This window comes from Erwinia plantamica (genome assembly GCF_043420595.1).
Classification (GTDB): domain Bacteria; phylum Pseudomonadota; class Gammaproteobacteria; order Enterobacterales; family Enterobacteriaceae; genus Erwinia; species Erwinia aeris.
The window spans coordinates 109128-126175 of the sequence record NZ_JBGCUC010000018.1; the positions used below are offsets into that span (position 1 = coordinate 109128).

15 protein-coding genes are annotated in these 17048 nt (G+C 53.5%); 7 read left to right on the forward strand and 8 right to left on the reverse strand.

Annotated elements, in window-relative coordinates:
- Positions 1–153: 153 nt before the first annotated feature.
- A complete protein-coding gene (gene typA / locus AB3U87_RS18000) occupies positions 154–1977 on the reverse strand; it encodes a ribosome-dependent GTPase TypA (RefSeq protein WP_125290646.1) in 1824 nt (607 codons plus the stop codon).
- Between the two features lie 433 nt (positions 1978–2410).
- Between typA and glnA the strand changes: the two genes are divergently transcribed.
- The 4 genes from glnA to AB3U87_RS18020 all read left to right on the forward strand — a co-directional run bounded on the left by glnA (position 2411) and on the right by AB3U87_RS18020 (position 6733).
- Complete coding sequence (gene glnA, locus AB3U87_RS18005) at positions 2411–3820, forward strand: glutamate--ammonia ligase (protein WP_253456937.1); 1410 nt, start codon at positions 2411–2413, stop codon at positions 3818–3820.
- Positions 3821–4040: 220 nt separating this feature from the next.
- On the forward strand, positions 4041–5090 hold the full coding sequence (gene glnL / locus AB3U87_RS18010; RefSeq protein WP_394149977.1) for a nitrogen regulation protein NR(II): 1050 nt from the start codon (positions 4041–4043) through the stop codon (positions 5088–5090).
- 7 nt (positions 5091–5097) lie between these two features.
- Positions 5098–6507, forward strand: a complete 1410-nt coding sequence (glnG, locus tag AB3U87_RS18015) for a nitrogen regulation protein NR(I) (RefSeq protein WP_253456931.1) — start codon at positions 5098–5100, stop codon at positions 6505–6507.
- A 109-nt stretch (positions 6508–6616) separates the two neighbouring features.
- On the forward strand, positions 6617–6733 hold the full coding sequence (locus tag AB3U87_RS18020) for a YshB family small membrane protein (RefSeq protein WP_148101258.1): 117 nt from the start codon (positions 6617–6619) through the stop codon (positions 6731–6733).
- Positions 6734–6803: 70 nt separating this feature from the next.
- Here AB3U87_RS18020 and hemN read toward each other — a convergent pair whose 3' ends face one another.
- Both hemN and yihI read right to left on the reverse strand, forming a co-directional pair.
- Entirely contained in the window at positions 6804–8174 is a 1371-nt protein-coding gene (hemN, locus tag AB3U87_RS18025) for an oxygen-independent coproporphyrinogen III oxidase (RefSeq protein ID WP_394149988.1), read from the reverse strand.
- 238 nt (positions 8175–8412) lie between these two features.
- Positions 8413–8934 (reverse strand): Der GTPase-activating protein YihI, encoded by a 522-nt coding sequence (gene yihI, locus AB3U87_RS18030; protein WP_253456928.1) that lies wholly within the window; start codon positions 8932–8934, stop codon positions 8413–8415.
- Positions 8935–9489: 555 nt separating this feature from the next.
- Here yihI and yihA point away from each other — a divergent pair.
- Positions 9490–10125, forward strand: a complete 636-nt coding sequence (gene yihA / locus AB3U87_RS18035) for a ribosome biogenesis GTP-binding protein YihA/YsxC (protein WP_253456926.1) — start codon at positions 9490–9492, stop codon at positions 10123–10125.
- A gap of 62 nt (positions 10126–10187) precedes the next feature.
- Here the strand turns inward: yihA and spfP are convergent, their stop codons facing one another.
- From spfP to AB3U87_RS18055, 5 genes are all read right to left on the reverse strand, one after another.
- Entirely contained in the window at positions 10188–10235 is a 48-nt protein-coding gene (gene spfP / locus AB3U87_RS22620) for a small protein SpfP (RefSeq protein WP_440135769.1), read from the reverse strand.
- Positions 10236–10511: 276 nt separating this feature from the next.
- A complete protein-coding gene (polA, locus tag AB3U87_RS18040; RefSeq protein ID WP_253456923.1) occupies positions 10512–13301 on the reverse strand; it encodes a DNA polymerase I in 2790 nt (929 codons plus the stop codon).
- A gap of 405 nt (positions 13302–13706) precedes the next feature.
- Positions 13707–14336 (reverse strand): thiol:disulfide interchange protein DsbA, encoded by a 630-nt coding sequence (gene dsbA, locus AB3U87_RS18045; protein ID WP_253456921.1) that lies wholly within the window; start codon positions 14334–14336, stop codon positions 13707–13709.
- 47 nt (positions 14337–14383) lie between these two features.
- Positions 14384–15376: a serine/threonine protein kinase gene (locus AB3U87_RS18050; protein WP_253456917.1), complete on the reverse strand. Its 993-nt coding sequence runs from the start codon at positions 15374–15376 to the stop codon at positions 14384–14386.
- A 74-nt stretch (positions 15377–15450) separates the two neighbouring features.
- On the reverse strand, positions 15451–15720 hold the full coding sequence (locus AB3U87_RS18055; RefSeq protein ID WP_301253375.1) for a YihD family protein: 270 nt from the start codon (positions 15718–15720) through the stop codon (positions 15451–15453).
- 75 nt (positions 15721–15795) lie between these two features.
- On the opposite strand from AB3U87_RS18055, the gene mobA reads away from it, so the two are divergent.
- Both mobA and mobB read left to right on the forward strand, forming a co-directional pair.
- Positions 15796–16389 carry a molybdenum cofactor guanylyltransferase MobA gene (gene mobA / locus AB3U87_RS18060; RefSeq protein WP_394149990.1) on the forward strand — a complete coding sequence of 198 codons (594 nt, stop codon included), beginning with the start codon at positions 15796–15798 and terminating at the stop codon, positions 16387–16389.
- Positions 16386–16892 (forward strand): molybdopterin-guanine dinucleotide biosynthesis protein MobB, encoded by a 507-nt coding sequence (gene mobB / locus AB3U87_RS18065; protein WP_394149981.1) that lies wholly within the window; start codon positions 16386–16388, stop codon positions 16890–16892. The genes mobA and mobB overlap by 4 nt, the downstream gene beginning before the upstream one ends.
- Positions 16893–17048 lie beyond the last annotated feature (156 nt).

Genomic DNA, 17048 nt, shown 5'->3' on the forward strand with positions numbered 1-17048 from the left:
GCCATCTCCATTTGTTCCGGTAAGGTATTCACTCTAGCGGTAAAAAGAGAAGCTGAACAGGGCAGGATTTTGAAATCTGGAAGGAAGGTTCCACAGGCGAAAAAAAACAGGGCCGGAAAGATCCGGCCCTGTATTACAGCTTAAAAAAAGCGATTAAGCTTCTTTGCTGCCGCGTGATGCGCGTTTACGATCGTTTTCAGTCAGGTGACGTTTACGGATACGTACGGACAGCGGAGTCACTTCCACCAGCTCGTCGTCATCGATAAATTCAATCGCCTGCTCAAGCGTCATCTTGATAGCCGGCACCAGCGTGGTCGCTTCGTCAGTACCGGAAGCACGCATGTTGGTCAGCTTCTTACCGGTCAGACAGTTCACGGTCAGGTCGTTAGAACGGCTATGAATACCGATAATCTGGCCTTCATAAACTTCTGCGCCGTGACCCAGGAACAGCTTACCGCGATCCTGCAGGCTGAACAGGGCGAAAGCTACCGCTTTACCCTGGCCGTTAGAGATCAGCACGCCGTTCTGGCGCTGGCCCACTTCGCCCGGACGAATATCGTCGTAGTGGCTGAAGGTAGAGTACAGCAGGCCGGTACCGGAAGTCATGGTCATGAATTCGTTACGGAAGCCGATCAGGCCACGGCTTGGGATCACGTAGTCAAGACGTACGCGGCCTTTGCCATCCGGATCCATGTTTTTCATGTCCGCTTTACGTTCGCCCATCGCCTGCATCACAGAGCCCTGATGCTGCTCTTCGATATCCAGGGTGACGTTCTCGAACGGCTCCTGCTTACGACCGTCAATTTCGCGGAAGATAACTTTTGGACGGGATACCGCCAGCTCAAAGCCTTCACGACGCATGTTTTCGATCAGTACGGACAGGTGCAGTTCACCACGGCCGGAAACGCGGAATGCATCGGCGTCTTCGGTCTCTTCCACGCGCAGCGCAACGTTGTGCACCAGCTCTTTACGCAGACGATCCAGGATCTGACGAGAAGTAACGAACTTACCTTCTTTACCGCAGAACGGCGAGGTGTTGACGTTAAAGAACATGGTAACGGTTGGCTCATCAACGCTCAGCGCCGGCAGCGCTTCCACATTCTGTGGGTCACAGATGGTGTCGGAGATGTTCAGCTCGCCCAGACCGGTGATAGCGATGATATCGCCCGCTTCCGCTTCGGTCGCGTCGATACGCTCCAGACCCAGGTGAGTCAGCACCTTGCCGACTTTACCGTTACGGGTTTTGCCTTCGCTATCGACGATGGTGACCTGCTGGTTCGGCTTCACTTTGCCGCGCTTGATGCGGCCGATGCCGATAACGCCAACATAGTTGTTGTAGTCCAGCTGCGAGATCTGCATCTGGAACGGCGCTTCCATTTCTACCTGTGGAGGAGAAACGTGCTGCACGATGGCTTCATACAGCGGGGTCATGTCTTCTGCCATGTCGCTGTGGTCAAGACCAGCAATACCGTTCAGAGCAGAAGCGTAGATAACCGGGAAGTCGAGCTGTTCGTCGGTCGCGTCCAGGTTAACGAACAGGTCAAAGACCTGATCCACAACCCAGTCAGGACGTGCGCCAGGGCGGTCAACCTTGTTGATGACCACGATCGGCTTCAGACCATTAGCAAACGCTTTTTTGGTCACGAAGCGGGTTTGCGGCATAGGGCCATCCATTGCATCCACAACCAGCAGCACCGAGTCGACCATAGACATCACACGCTCTACCTCGCCGCCGAAGTCGGCGTGTCCCGGGGTATCCACGATGTTGATACGGTAGTCGTTCCATTTAATGGCGGTGTTTTTTGCGAGGATGGTAATCCCACGCTCTTTCTCCAAATCGTTGGAGTCCATTACGCGTTCGGTCGCTTCGGTGCGGGCGTCAAAGGTCCCGGACTGCTGCAGCAACTTATCAACCAGGGTAGTTTTACCATGGTCAACGTGGGCAATAATGGCGATGTTACGCAAATTTTCGATCACAGCTTTGCCTCAGGCATTAGAAATAGCGCGCTATTGTACACGGATTAATCGAAGAGCTGAACAGGATCACAGTTTTCAATTAAAGATAACTTTCGGGATTGCTTTCGGGGCCGTTTCCGGTGCAAAAAACACCCTTTATCAGAAAAATGCACTATTATTGTGCACTGACCGCACGCAAAAGCACCATAATGGTGCGCGACTTCCATCATGGTGCAGCTCCCGTTTCACGAGAGGGCGCATCATAGCGCTTTTTTCATCAATTAAGAAAGTTGGCATAGTTTTCGCTTTAATTATAACAAGCGAAAGAGGCCAGTTTCCACAACGGTTGCTAAGCAGTCAGAGAACATAATTATCGGTCGGCTGGGCGAGATAAGCAAAGCGCACCGCGAAAGTTCTCTAACCGACGACCATGACAAATCCAGGAGAGTTAAGTATGTCCGCTGAACACGTTCTGTCGATGATGAACGAGCATGAAGTCAAATTTGTTGACCTGCGCTTCACTGACACCAAAGGTAAAGAGCAGCACGTTACCATTCCTGCTCACCAGGTTAACGCTGACTTCTTCGAAGAAGGCAAAATGTTTGACGGCTCCTCCATCGGCGGCTGGAAAGGCATTAACGAATCCGACATGGTGCTGATGCCGGACGCGACCACCGCGGTCCTGGATCCTTTCTTTGAAGACTCTACGCTTATCATTCGTTGTGACATCCTTGAGCCAGGCACCATGCAGGGCTACGATCGCGACCCACGTTCTATCGCCAAGCGCGCCGAAGATTTCCTGCGTTCTTCCGGCATTGCGGACACCGTGCTGTTTGGCCCGGAGCCAGAATTCTTCCTGTTTGACGATGTGCGTTTCGGCGCGACCACCTCTGGCTCTCACGTGGCTATCGATGATATCGAAGCGGCATGGAACACCGGCAAAGAATATGAAGGCGGCAACAAAGGCCACCGTCCGGGCCTGAAAGGCGGCTATTTCCCGGTGCCACCGGTCGACTCTTCACAGGACATCCGTTCTGCTATGTGTCTGACCATGGAGCAGATGGGTCTGGTTGTTGAAGCTCATCACCACGAAGTGGCGACCGCAGGTCAGAACGAAGTGGCCACCCGCTTCAACACCATGACCAAAAAAGCCGACGAAATTCAGATCTACAAATATGTCGTGCACAATGTGGCGCACGCTTTCGGCAAAACCGCGACCTTTATGCCAAAACCAATTTTTGGCGATAACGGTTCCGGTATGCACTGCCATATGTCCCTGTCCAAAGGCGGCACCAACCTGTTCGCTGGCGACAAATACGGCGGCCTGTCTGAAATGGCCCTGTTCTACATCGGCGGTGTGATCAAGCACGCTAAAGCGATCAACGCGCTGTCTAACCCGACTACCAACTCCTACAAGCGTCTGGTTCCGGGTTACGAAGCGCCGGTTATGCTGGCCTACTCTGCCCGTAACCGTTCCGCCTCTATCCGTATTCCAGTGGTTGCCAGCCCGAAAGCGCGCCGTATTGAAGCCCGCTTCCCGGATCCAGCCGCTAACCCATATCTGTGCTTCGCCGCGCTGCTGATGGCTGGCCTGGACGGCATCATCAACAAGATCCATCCTGGCGACGCGATGGACAAAAACCTGTACGACCTGCCGCCGGAAGAAGAAGCTGAAATTCCAAAAGTAGCCGGCTCGCTGGAAGAGGCGCTGAACGCGCTGAACGAAGACCGTGAGTTCCTGACTCGTGGCGGCGTGTTCACCGACGACACCATTGATGCGTATATCGACCTGCGCAAGGCGGAAATGGATCGCGTTCGCATGACGCCGCACCCGGTTGAGTTCGAACTGTACTACAGCGTCTGATTTCTGACTCCGGCGACTCGTCGCGTTAAAGCGGCTACGGCAGGCTCAGTGATTCGGGTGAACACGGGCCGCAGCGTAACGAACGCCGGAGATAGTGTTGCCGTGGAAATTTTCAGCCCATCTCCGGATGGGCTTTTTTCGCCGTGAGCGCCACGCGCAGAGAGACGAATTTCAGGTTCCATGACTATAATGCACTAAAATAGTGCAGGAGAACGCTGTTATGGCAACAGGCACGCAGCCCGATGCCGGGCAGATCCTCAACTCGCTGATTAACAGCATACTGCTGGTCGACAGCGAACTGGTGGTGCATTACGCCAATCCCGCCGCTCAGCAACTGCTGGCGCAAAGCTCCCGCAAGCTCTTTGGCACGCCGCTGCCGGATTTGATGGGCTATTTTTCCCTGAACATCGGGGTGATGCGCGAGAGTCTGAATGCCGGTCAGGGGTTTACCGACAGTGAGGTTACGCTGGTCGTCGACAGCCGCGCGCATATTATGTCTTTAACGGCGCAGCTGCTGCCGGACGGGCTAATCCTGCTGGAAATGGCGCCGATGGACAATCAGCGTCGCCTCAGTCAGGAACAGCTTCAGCATGCTCAACAGGTCGCCGCACGGGATTTAGTTCGCGGGCTGGCGCATGAAATTAAAAATCCGTTAGGGGGATTACGCGGCGCGGCGCAGCTGTTGGCAAAAGCCCTGCCTGACCCGGCCTTAACGGAATATACCAAAGTCATTATCGAACAGGCCGATCGCCTGCGTAACCTGGTGGATCGCCTGCTTGGCCCGCAGCAGCCGGGCATGCACGTTACGCAAAGCATCCATCAGGTCGCCGAGCGCGTGGTTAACCTGGTCTCAATGGAGCTGCCCGATAACGTTACGCTGATCAGAGATTACGACCCCAGCCTGCCGGAGCTGCCGCATGACCCGGATCAAATCGAACAGGTGCTGCTAAACGTGGTGCGTAACGCGCTACAGGCGCTGGGAGAAAACGGCGGTGCCATTACGCTGCGCACCCGCACCGCATTTCAGCTAACGCTGCACGGCGTCCGCTATCGCCTGGTGGCCCGTATCGATATTGAAGATAACGGCCCCGGCATTCCGGCTCAGCTACAGGACACGCTGTTTTACCCGATGGTGAGCGGCCGCGAAGGCGGCACCGGTTTAGGCCTGTCGATCGCCCGCAGCCTGATCGATCAGCATTCGGGAAAAATAGAATTTAACAGTTGGCCTGGCCACACCGAATTTTCCGTTTATTTGCCTATTCGCCAGTGAGGTTTCTATGCAACGAGGGATAGTCTGGATCGTCGATGACGATAGCTCCATCCGCTGGGTGCTTGAACGCGCGCTTACTGGAGCCGGTTTAAACTGCGCCACGTTTGACAGCGCGAGCGAGGTGCTGGACGCGCTTGCCACCAAAACTCCGGACGTTTTGCTTTCCGATATTCGTATGCCCGGCATGGACGGACTGGCGTTACTGAAACAAATTAAGCAACGTCATCCGATGCTGCCGGTAATTATTATGACCGCACACTCCGATCTGGATGCGGCCGTCAGCGCCTATCAGCAAGGCGCATTCGATTACCTGCCAAAACCCTTTGATATCGATGAAGCCGTGGCGTTAGTGGAACGCGCGATCAGCCACTATCAGGAGCAGCAGCAGCCGCGCAACCAGCCGGTCAGCGGCCCGACTACCGATATCATCGGCGAAGCGCCGGCGATGCAGGACGTGTTTCGTATTATCGGCCGCCTCTCGCGTTCTTCAATCAGCGTATTGATCAACGGCGAGTCGGGCACGGGCAAAGAGCTGGTGGCGCACGCGCTGCATCGCCACAGCCCGCGCGCGAAGGCGCCTTTTATCGCGCTGAATATGGCGGCTATCCCGAAGGATCTGATTGAGTCGGAGCTTTTCGGCCATGAGAAAGGCGCATTTACCGGCGCTAATCAAATCCGTCAGGGACGTTTCGAACAGGCCGACGGCGGCACGCTGTTTCTGGATGAAATTGGCGATATGCCGCTGGACGTGCAGACTCGTTTATTGCGCGTGCTGGCCGACGGCCAGTTTTATCGCGTCGGCGGCTATGCGCCGGTCAAAGTCGACGTCAGGATCATCGCCGCCACGCACCAGAACCTGGAGCTGCGGGTACAGGAAGGCAAATTCCGCGAGGATCTGTTTCACCGCCTGAACGTTATCCGCGTGCATCTGCCGCCGCTGCGGGAGCGTCGTGAGGATATCCCTCGTCTGGCGCGCTATTTCCTTCAGGTCGCGGCACGCGAGCTGGGCGTCGAGGCAAAAATTCTGCATCCCGAAACCGAAACGGCGCTGACCCGCCTGCACTGGTCAGGCAACGTGCGCCAGCTGGAAAATACCTGCCGCTGGCTGACGGTGATGGCCGCCGGCCAGGAAGTGCTGATCCAGGATTTGCCGCCGGAGCTGTTTGAAACCGCCACGCCGGACAATCCCGTGCAGTCACTGCCCGACAGCTGGGCGACGCTGCTGGCGCAGTGGGCCGATCGCGCGCTGCGTTCCGGTCATCAAAACTTGTTATCGGAAGCACAGCCAGAGATGGAGCGCACGCTGCTGACTACCGCGCTGCGTCATACACAAGGCCACAAGCAGGAAGCGGCGCGACTGTTGGGATGGGGGCGAAACACGCTGACCCGCAAGCTGAAAGAGCTGGGTATGGAGTAAAGCAGAAGAAGCATAAAAAAACGTCGATTCGCGCATTTTTTATGCTTTTGCGACTTTACACATCGGTATCAGTCAGTATCATTCTGAACCGTTATCGGGGAGGAAGATAATGCTGGAATCGTTAATTCATGTGGTGACGCACTACGCGCAGACGGGTGCCGCGCATCTGCCGCAAACGGCTATGGCCGCCGTGCTGTGCGCAGCGATGCTGAAATTTCCAGGCTGAGGCGCCAAAAATTTCAGCACTAAAAAGCCGGGAACGTTTTTGTTTCCGGCTTTTTTATGCTCGCCTCTTTTCAGATCACCCGCGAGAACTGCTGTAGGCGTGTTTGCTGGCGTAGATAGCGGTCAAAGCACATGCAGATATTCCTGACCAGCAGGCGCCCCTTAGAAGTGACCTGAAGGCCCTTCTCGCTGCGCTCCACCAGCCCGTCTGCAATCAGCGGCTCAAGCAGCGCCAGATCCTCCGCAAAATAGTCGGTAAAGGTGACGCCGTGCGAGGTAAAAGCGGCGAAATCCAGTGAGAAATTACACATCAGCGTTTTAATCACCTCGCGGCGCAGGATATCGTCGCCCGACAGCTCTACGCCGCGCCAGAGCGCCGTACCCTGCTTAGCCACGGCGTCATACCACTCTTTTAGCCCTTTCTGGTTTTGCGCATAGCCGTCGCCGATCATACTGATGGCGGAGACGCCCAGGCCCAGCAGATCGTTGTCTCCCTGCGTGGTGTAACCCTGGAAGTTGCGATGCAGCTTGCCTTCCCGCTGGGCAACGGCCAGCTCGTCCTCCGGTCTGGCAAAGTGGTCCATACCGATAAACTGGTAGCCGGACGCCATCAGCGCGGCAATGGACTGTTGCAGGATGGTCAGTTTCTGTTGGGGATCGGGCAGATCGGCCTCTTTAATTTTCCGCTGCGCGGCAAAGTGCGCGGGCATATGCGCATAATTGAAGACGCTAAGCCTGTCGGGGTTCAGCGCAATGACCTTTTGCAGGGTAAAGGCAAAGCTTTCCGGCGTCTGCTTCGGTAAGCCATAAATCAAATCGAGATTAACAGAGCTGAAGCCCACCCGCTTTGCCCGCTCGATAAGCGCGACGATAGTCTGCTCGTCCTGTACGCGGTTAACCTTTTCCTGCACCTCTTTATTGAAATCCTGCACGCCCATGCTCAGCCGGGTAAAACCTGCGGCAAAGAGATGATCGATCACGTCCGCTTCAATTTCTCGCGGATCGATTTCAATGGAAAGCTCCGCCTCGTCGCTGAAGGCAAAGTGCTGACGCAGCAGCGCCATCAGTGTGGAAATCTGCGCTTTATTGAGAAAAGTAGGCGTGCCGCCGCCCCAGTGCATCTGCGTCACGGTTCGGTTGCGGAAAAGCGTGGCGCGACTGGCGATTTCTACGGCTAAAGCTTCCAGATAGTCGTCAGCTTTATGCTGATGACGGGTAACGACTTTATTACAGCCGCAGAAGTAGCAAAGGCGATGGCAGAAAGGAATATGAATATAAAGCGACAGCGGGCGATGGGGAGTACGCTGGCTGGCACGGATAAAATCGGCTTCACGGTAAGCCTCGCTGAACTCCAGCGCGGTAGGATAAGAAGTGTAACGGGGACCCGAGATATTATATTTTTGCAGCAGGACGGGATCCCACTCAATTGTCTGCGTCACGATATTCTCTCCTGCATTGGCGTGTTGACCGTCGCGGAGGCGCTGTCGGCAGGACGGTCGGTCTGCGTAGCCGGGCTTTCAGCCGGGACAGACGCCGTAGTTTACCCAACATCCAGAGCAGGCAGCAGAACAGAATCAGCAGGTAAATTGATCCAGGCCAAATCATTGGCAGAGATACCTTATGCAGAAACGGCGCCCGTTGGCGCCGTCCTTTAAGTAAGTCCGAAAAGCATCGCCGGGATTAATTACCGCCTTTAAGCAGGCGATACATATCCTCTTCAGCTTCTTCATCTTCGACTTCGTCATCCAGCGCGATCCCCAGCTGTTCCATCAGCGTGTCGATGCGATCCAGCGTCTGGTCAAGCCACGCCTGCTCTTCTGCCTTCAGGGTGTCGCCATTTTCCAGCCGATCCAGCAGTGCATCCAGCCGTTCGTCGTTTTCGAGCTTCGCCAGCTCTTCTTCCGGCGTCAGACGGGGTTTCTTCTCTTCGGCTTTTTTCACCGGTTTAGCTTTTTTCGCGGGCTGCGCGGCAGCAGCGCCCAACGCTACCGGCGTTTTACTGCCAATACGTGGATCTTTCTCTTTAGCGCTTTCGCCGTTTTTCTTTGTCGCCGCTACGGGGTTAGCGCGACTGCCGGAGGCGTGGCCGCGATGTTTCTTATCGCGTTTACGATCGCGCGCTTCCGTGTTGATTTCATCGCGCGTTTTACGCTTCGCTTTTGCCGCCGGTTTTTTCTGCGAATCGCGTACAGGTTGCTTCATGGTTTCTGCTCTCAGACTGTTTATCTTCAGTATAGAATTGCGGCGGAATCTAGCAGAAAGCAGACAAAGAAAAAAGGCGCCAGGTCACCCTGTCGCCTTTTTTCGCACCTTCCGCAGAAGGACTGACTAAGTCAGCATCCTTTTTGGCATCCAACTTCCCGGTTTTCCCTTGCCATGCCGTCCTCCGTGGACGCAGTCCTTTCCCTTCAGATGAGCCGTTCCCCGACACTTTCCTTCCCTGCTCAGTACCTTCCTGGCATCCCCCTGAGCGCTTCATCCTGAAGTGAGCCGTCCTGGCTCTGACAACAAATGTAGACTATATGGAGAAACTCACAAGGTAAGTTACGAAAAAATTTATTAATGTTTGGCCTTAAAATAATAAGCTATTGATTTTAAATAACTTAATTTTTAAAAGCTGGAAAGAAAAGGTAAAGTTCTGGCAAAAAGTATAGCCAATCTCTTACAAAGCCACCGCCGCGCCGCGTGCGGCTGGGCGCTTTTAATCCATACAGGGTATACTCTGCGCAATTGTTCTTATTATCTGGAGTTTCTAACTTGTCTGGCTGGAATTATAACCTTACCCACTTTGTCACCAGCGCGCCCGACATCCGCCACCTTCCAGCCGATATCGGTATTGAAGTGGCGTTTGCAGGACGCTCTAATGCCGGCAAATCCAGCGCGTTGAATACGCTAACCAATCAGAAGAGCCTGGCCCGTACCAGTAAAACGCCCGGCCGCACCCAGCTGATTAACCTGTTTCAGGTCACCGAAGGCTATCGCCTGGTGGATTTGCCTGGCTATGGCTATGCCGAAGTGCCGGAAGAGATGAAGTTAAAATGGCAGCGTTCGCTGGCAGAATATCTTCAGATGCGTCAGTGTCTGAAAGGGCTGGTTGTGCTGATGGATATCCGTCATCCGCTGAAGGATCTGGATCGGCAGATGATTGAATGGGCGGTACAGAGCGGCATTCAGGTGCTGGTGCTGCTGACCAAGGCGGACAAGCTGGCTTCCGGCGCGCGTAAAGCGCAGTTAAATCTGGTACGCGAAGCCGCTAAAGGGTTCGTCGGCGATGTACAGGTTGAAGCTTTCTCTTCGCTTAAGAAATTGGGCGTCGATAAATTGCGCCTGAAACTGGACAGCTGGTTCAGTGAAATTCCACCAGCGACGGAAGAAACGTTACCAGAAGCCTGATATCCGGCTGAACGACGCCCAATAAAAAACGCCCCAGTCATAACGACTGGGGCGGCTAATATTCAGCCAAATCCGGTTACGTGAAGTAAACGGTTTGAAAGATAGAACATCTTACCTCTGTACCCTACATCTTCAACTCTACATGATTTTTTCAGGCCTCAAAAGGATTTTTTACCGCCCCGTTTCACAAAATTCCCTTTTTTATCGAATACACTTCACAGAAAAATAGTTTTCAGGTAGCGAAGGCGCAAAAAAAATGTTTGAGCGATAACAGGTTAGCGCTGGCGTTATGCACGGTGTTATCGCTTATAAGCGCTCATTAATTGACAGGCTAAAGCGCTTTCTGGCATCACATTGATAAAGCCGGGCCTTAGCCCGGCCTCAGATTAATGCGCTTCGTCCCAGTTATGCCCTACGCCCACATCGACACGCAGCGGCACGTCCAGCTGCATACTGTTTTCCATCAGCTCGCGGATTTTCACCGTTGCCGCTTCGATTTCCGACGTTTTCACCTCAAATACCAGTTCATCGTGAACCTGCATGATCATCTTCACATCAGGATTAGCCTGCGGCGTCAGCCAGCCGTCGACGGCAATCATAGCCTTTTTGATGATATCGGCAGCCGTGCCCTGCATTGGCGCGTTGATTGCTGCCCGCTCGGCCGCTTTGCGACGCATCGCGTTGCTGGCTTTAATGTCCGGCAGATAAAGACGACGACCATCCAGCGTAGAGACATAGCCTTTTTCCGCCGCCTGCTGGCGCGTGCTTTCCATATATTCCAGCACGCCAGGATAGCGTTCAAAATAGAGATCCATGTATTTTCTGGCTTCGCCCGCGCCGATATTAAGCTGACGCGACAAACCAAAAGCGCTCATGCCGTAAATCAGGCCAAAGTTGATAGCCTTTGCGCTGCGACGCTGCTCGCCCGTCACCTTATCCAGCGCCATGCCAAACACTTCCGCCGCCGTGGCACGGTGAATGTCTTCTCCTGCCGAGAAGGCGCTCAGTAACCCTTTGTCCTGAGAAAGGTGCGCCATAATACGCAGCTCGATTTGCGAGTAGTCCGCCGCCAGGATCTGATGGCCCTCAGAAGCGATAAAGGCCTGGCGGATACGACGTCCTTCCTCATTGCGTACCGGAATGTTCTGCAGATTAGGATCGGTAGAAGAAAGGCGTCCCGTGGCCGTCACCGCCTGATGATAAGAAGTGTGCACGCGGCCGGTCAGCGGATTAATCATTACCGGCAGTTTGTCGGTGTAGGTTGATTTCAGCTTGGAAAGGCCACGGTGCTCCAGAATAACTTTTGGCAGCGGATAGTCCAGCGCCAGTTCGGCCAGCACTTCCTCGCTGGTGGACGGCGCGCCGCCGGGCGTTTTCTTGGTTGGCTTAATACCCTGTTTTTCAAACAGAATAGTTTGCAGCTGTTTAGTAGAGGAAAGATTAAAGGGCTCACCCGCCAGCTCGTGCGCTTTCTGCTCCAGCTCTGCCAGACGCGTGGTCAGCTCCTGAGAATGTTTGGCAAGGATAGCCTGGTCAATCAGCACGCCGTTACGTTCAATACGGGAGATCACCGTCACCAGCGGCATTTCGATATTTTCGAAAACCTCTTTTGGCCCCTGCTCTTTTTCCAGCTCCGGCCACATTTTCAGATGCAGCTGTAGCGTTACGTCCGCATCTTCCGCCGCATAGTGCGCCGCTTGCTCAAGGGCAATCTGATTAAACGTCAGCTGCTTTTTACCTTTCCCGGCGATTTCCTCAAAGGTCACGGTTTTATGGTTCAGCCAGCGTGAAGCCAGCGTATCCATATCGTGACGGCCCACCACGCTGTTTAGCGCGTAGGATTCCAGCATGGTATCGAATTTAATACCGTGCAGTTCAATACCATAGTTGTTCAGCACGCCGCGATCGTATTTCAGGTTCTGACCAACTTTGAACAGTTTTTTATCTTCCAGCAGCGGTTTCAGGCGCGCCAGCACCTCTTTACGATCGAGCTGCAAAGGTGCGTCGAGGTAGTCGTGAGCAACCGGCAGGTAAGCGGCCTCACCCGGCGCCACAGCGAAAGCGATGCCGACGATATTGGCGCTCAACGTATCCAGCGAATCGGTTTCCAGGTCAAAAGCGAAAAGCTCGCTTGCCTGTAACTTTTGCAACCAGTCGGCAAAGGTCTCCTCGTCAAGGATAGTGACGTAGCCATCCGTCGCCAGAATGCTGGTCGCTTCAGGCTGCGGGCTTTCCGGCTGTTCCGCCAGGGTTTTCTGTGCAGCAGCGCCGCCCTTTTTCCCCTGTAGCCATTTACCCTCTTCCAGATCGGTGATCCAGCGTTTGAATTCATAGCGACGGAACAGCGTCAGCAGTTCTTCGACAGCAGGCTCGCTAACGATCAGCTCTTCACAGCCTGCATCGAGCGGCACATCAGTTTTGATGGTGGCCAGCTGGTAAGAAAGGAGAGCGACCTCCTTGTTTTGCTCCAGCTTAGCCGCCATGGTTTTGGCACCGCGGAAGGAGAGATCGGCGACTTTATCCAGGTTCTCATAGATATCTTTAATACCGCCAAGTCCCTGTAACAGCGCCTGCGCCGTTTTCTCGCCTACGCCCGGCACGCCCGGAATATTGTCCGAAGCGTCGCCCATCAGCGCCAGAAAATCGATAATCAGCGAGGGTGGAATGCCGTATTTCTCCACCACCTCGTCCGGGCCAAGAATAGCGTTATTCATGGTGTTGATAAGGGTGATATTTGGCGTGACCAGCTGCGCCATATCTTTATCGCCGGTGCTGATTAAAACGGGTATGCCCTTTTTACCCGCCTCCAGCGCCAGGGTACCGATAACGTCATCGGCTTCCACGCCCGATACCGCTAATAACGGCAGTCCCATTGCCCTGACCATATTGTGCAGTGGCTCAATCTGCGCACGCAGATCGTCCGGCATAGGCGGCCGATGGGATTTGTAGTGCTCAAAAAGTTCATCACGAAACGTTTTGCCCTTGGCATCGAAAACGACCGCAACATGGCTGGGTTTATATTGCAGCAGCAGGCTGCGCAGCATATTCAGCACGCCGTACATAGCGCCGGTAGGGTCGCCGGCGCTGTTGGTCAGCGGAGGAAACGCATGATATGCGCGATACAGGTAGGATGAGCCATCTACCAGAATAAGCGGGTTTTCTGCAATTTGTGCCATAGGTTTGTCACATTCCGGGTTAAATTTCACTATAGGGTAAGGATGCCACAGCTATACCGGAAATATGAAATATCTCCGGGCGACACGCCTTTGTTTTGCGGCCTGTTTCGCAAACGCTTCCTGTGGATAACTTTGTGCGTAAATTTCATAACATATTAATACAGCTGGCGTACCGGGCTATACCAATTATTTAAATCGATAATTTTCAATAACTTAAATATTTAACCGCTAAGGATCCTTGCCCAAAGGTAATTTGCATTAATGTGGATATAAATTAGCGGCTAAACGATCTGGTGGATCTTTAGCAAGAAAAAGCGATCGGAAGAATTTTGATCTGACGAGGAAATGAAGAGGCGGTTTAACCGACACAGCGAGGTTGAAACCCTCGCTGCGTCAAAATATGGCTTACTTTTGGGTTAACAGGAATTTTACGACGTTAGCGTATTGCTGCGTGTAATTATCCATCGAGCTGGTATCCAGGCCACCGTTGTTAACCATATATTTACCGTTAACAAACATCGCCGGCACGCCGCGCAGATCGACATCGACCGCTGCTTTTTCCTGCTGGGCTACCAGCGATTTCACCACAAAGCTGTTCCAGGCCGCATCGTATTCTTCCGGCTTGATGCCGGCTGCCTTCACAAAGGCCGCTTTCAGGCTGGCCGGATCGGTGATGGTCTGGGTTTTCTGGATGCCTTCAAACAGCGGAGCAGTGACTTTATCTTCCACACCCAGCGCCATGGCAACGGCCCATGCCTGAGTCACCACTTTGCCCATTTCGCCGCCGAGGAATTCAACGTGATATTTAGTCACTTTAGTGCCGGCAGGCACGGCTTTTTTCACCGCGTCGCTAACGTGCCAGACGTGTTCGAATTCATAGCAGTGCGGGCAGAAGAAAGAGAAAAACTCCACAACCTGAGGCTCGCCGGTAACAGGTTTCTGTATCGTGACGTACTGCTGTCCATCGGTAAACTGGGCAGCAGAAGCGCTGAACGCCAGAAAAACACCAATCAGCGCGAATAAAATCTTTTTCATCTGGAAACTCTCTCCTAACAGCAAAAGAGGCTGACCGGAAAAGGCGATCAGCCCTGGAATGCAGGCATCAGCTGCAGCGGTGGCTCCTGCAACAGCCGGGTCTGCTCATTGAAAATAGCGATCTGTCTGCGCCAGAAATCTTCGTCCGTCATCCATGGAAAGCTGGCCGGAAACGCCGGATCTTCCCAGCGGCGCACAATCCACGCCAGATAATAAACCATCCTCATAGCGCGTAAAGGCTCAATCAGTGACAATTCGTGTGTGTCGAACTCGCAGAATTCACCGTAGGCTTCCAGCAGGATATCCCACTGAATACGCTGCTCCTGAAGATCGCCGTTAACCAGCATCCATAGATCCTGTACGGCAGGGCCATTACGAGCGTCGTCCAGATCCACAAACAGCGGGCCATCGCGCCACAGAATATTGCCGGGATGGCAATCGCCGTGCAGACGAAGCGGCTGCCACTGAGTATGCCAGCACTTTTGTAAAGTTGCGCTGAGCAGATCGACGCTTGCCAATAAATTCTGTTTCAGTTTGGCCGGGATCAACGTGCTGGATTCAAGCACCTGACGAGGTTCGTGGATATACTCCTCCAGACCAAAGGTCGGACGAGCATCAAAGGTTTTTTTACGTCCCGTCTGGTGAATACGGCCCAGAAAACGACCAACCCATTCCAGATGATCGTAGTTATCCGTTTCGTATTGCCGTCCTCCCAGGCTGGGAAAAACGGTAAATAAGTAGCCGTTATGTTGATGCAGCGTTTGCCCTTGCAGCGCAAGCGGCGCGGCCACGGGGACCTCATCAGCCAGCAGCTCGGCAGTAAACCGGTGTTCTTCCTCGATTTGCAGCGAAGACCAGCGCTGAGGGCGATAGAATTTCACCACGTAACGCTTTTTGTCCTCGTCGGAAAACTGATATACCCGATTTTCGTAGCTGTTCAGCGCGGTAAGCCCCGATTCAACGCGGATGCCCGTTTCCCAGAGCGCATCCAGGATCGTATCAGGATTAAGGTTTTGAAAGTTAAAGGCGGGTTCAGTCATCCGGCGTACTCATCGATAATCGTCATGCATTGAGGATACCATTAATCGCCCGTACGTCGGATGAACAGCGGCAGTTAATCTTTAATAACGCCGCGCGCGCGAAGCAGCGCCGTTTTGAAATCGTCTTCATAATCTTTTTGCAGGCCCGGGATAGCTTCGCTTTTGTCAGCATTGCGTAGTTTAAGATGATAAATCAGCACGTCATCGCTCAGGTCGGCCAGGGGCTGAGTAAATCCTGCCTCATCCGCCATTTTCTGCAAAAATTGCATTAAATTCAGATCGGGTTCCTGTTGCCAGGCTGGCTGCAGCAGTGAAATTAACTCGTTAAGACGGTGACATTTCATAATAGGGTTCCTGTGAGATTCGGGTTCCGCTACGGTAGCAGGGTTAATCCCACAAAAAAAGAGGGTCTACAGCTTATGCGTTTTTGCGGTTCAGATACCGTTTCGATTACAGGCGTCATTCTTGCAGGCGGGCGCGGCAGCCGCATGGGCGGCGAAGATAAAGGGCTGGTGCTGTATCAGGGAAAACCGCTCTATCAGCACGTTCTGAGCCGCCTACGACCTCAGGTCAGCCGTGTGTGTATCAGCGCCAACCGTAATTTGTCTGTCTATCAGCAAACCGGCCTGTCGGTTATAACCGATACGCTGCCGGATTTTCCGGGGCCGTTAGCCGGTATGCTGGCAGCGCTGGAAAAAATCGAGACGGAATGGGCGGTTTTTGTCTCTTGTGACACCCCTTTACTGCCAGAAGATTTAGTTTCTCGCCTGTGGCAGGCTAAACGGGATGCACCTGTGGTTTGGGCTAAATCTGACGGACGCGATCATCCCACTCTGGCATTAATGCATGTCAGTTTAATTGAGCCGCTGAAAAGCTTTCTGATAAAGGGAGAACGGAAGGTGATGATTTTTCTCCAGCAGGCAGGCGGACACAGCGTGGATTTTAACGATTGTCCTGACGCGTTTAATAATATTAATCGTTATGAAGATCTTATTGCAGGAGAACGCGGATGATCCCCCTTTTAGCCATCGCGGCCTGGAGCGGGACAGGCAAAACGACGCTGTTAAAGCAGGTTATTGCCATTTTAAAACAGCGAGGGATCCGTACAGGCCTGATCAAACATACCCATCATAATATGGATATCGATACGCCCGGCAAGGATAGCTATGAATTACGTAAGGCAGGAGCCGATCAGGTGATGGTTTATAATCCGCAGCGTTGGGCATTGATTACCGAAACGCCTGAGCATAATGAGCCGGATCTTCGCTTTCTCGCCAGCCGAATGAACCCTTCTCTGACAGATATTATTTTAGTGGAAGGTTTTAAACATGAGCCGGTGCCCAAAATAGTGCTGTGGCGTGGAGGGAGCGAACAGCGTTTCAGCGAGCTGTTTGATGAACACGTTATTGCGGTTGCCGCAGATTCTGCTTTCTCTTTGCCTGTGCCCTTGCTGGATATTAATAACGCAATTATGGTTACAGACTTTATTTTAAACTGGTTAGAAGAACAGCAGTAAGTAGGGCATCACTGGCCCGCAGCCGGGCCGTAAAGGGAGATTCCGGGCCCCTGCGCGCTTTATCCGCTGCGGTGCCGCTTTTTCCCGGCCCACAAACGCAAAAAACCCCGACCGTGAGGTCGGGGTTATCGCAATTTGATGCCTGGCAGTTCCCTA

Excerpts from the sequence above, each read along its gene's own strand:
- glnA (WP_253456937.1), top strand. The coding sequence starts at position 2,411 with ATGTCCGCTGAACACGTTCTGTCGATGATGAACGAGCATGAAGTCAAA.
- glnL (WP_394149977.1), top strand. The coding sequence starts at position 4,041 with ATGGCAACAGGCACGCAGCCCGATGCCGGGCAGATCCTCAACTCGCTG.
- glnG (WP_253456931.1), top strand. The coding sequence starts at position 5,098 with ATGCAACGAGGGATAGTCTGGATCGTCGATGACGATAGCTCCATCCGC.
- AB3U87_RS18020 (WP_148101258.1), top strand. The coding sequence starts at position 6,617 with ATGCTGGAATCGTTAATTCATGTGGTGACGCACTACGCGCAGACGGGT.
- yihI (WP_253456928.1), bottom strand. The coding sequence starts at position 8,934 with ATGAAGCAACCTGTACGCGATTCGCAGAAAAAACCGGCGGCAAAAGCG.
- polA (WP_253456923.1), bottom strand. The coding sequence starts at position 13,301 with ATGGCACAAATTGCAGAAAACCCGCTTATTCTGGTAGATGGCTCATCC.
- dsbA (WP_253456921.1), bottom strand. The coding sequence starts at position 14,336 with ATGAAAAAGATTTTATTCGCGCTGATTGGTGTTTTTCTGGCGTTCAGC.
- AB3U87_RS18050 (WP_253456917.1), bottom strand. The coding sequence starts at position 15,376 with ATGACTGAACCCGCCTTTAACTTTCAAAACCTTAATCCTGATACGATC.
- AB3U87_RS18055 (WP_301253375.1), bottom strand. The coding sequence starts at position 15,720 with ATGAAATGTCACCGTCTTAACGAGTTAATTTCACTGCTGCAGCCAGCC.
- mobA (WP_394149990.1), top strand. The coding sequence starts at position 15,796 with ATGCGTTTTTGCGGTTCAGATACCGTTTCGATTACAGGCGTCATTCTT.
- mobB (WP_394149981.1), top strand. The coding sequence starts at position 16,386 with ATGATCCCCCTTTTAGCCATCGCGGCCTGGAGCGGGACAGGCAAAACG.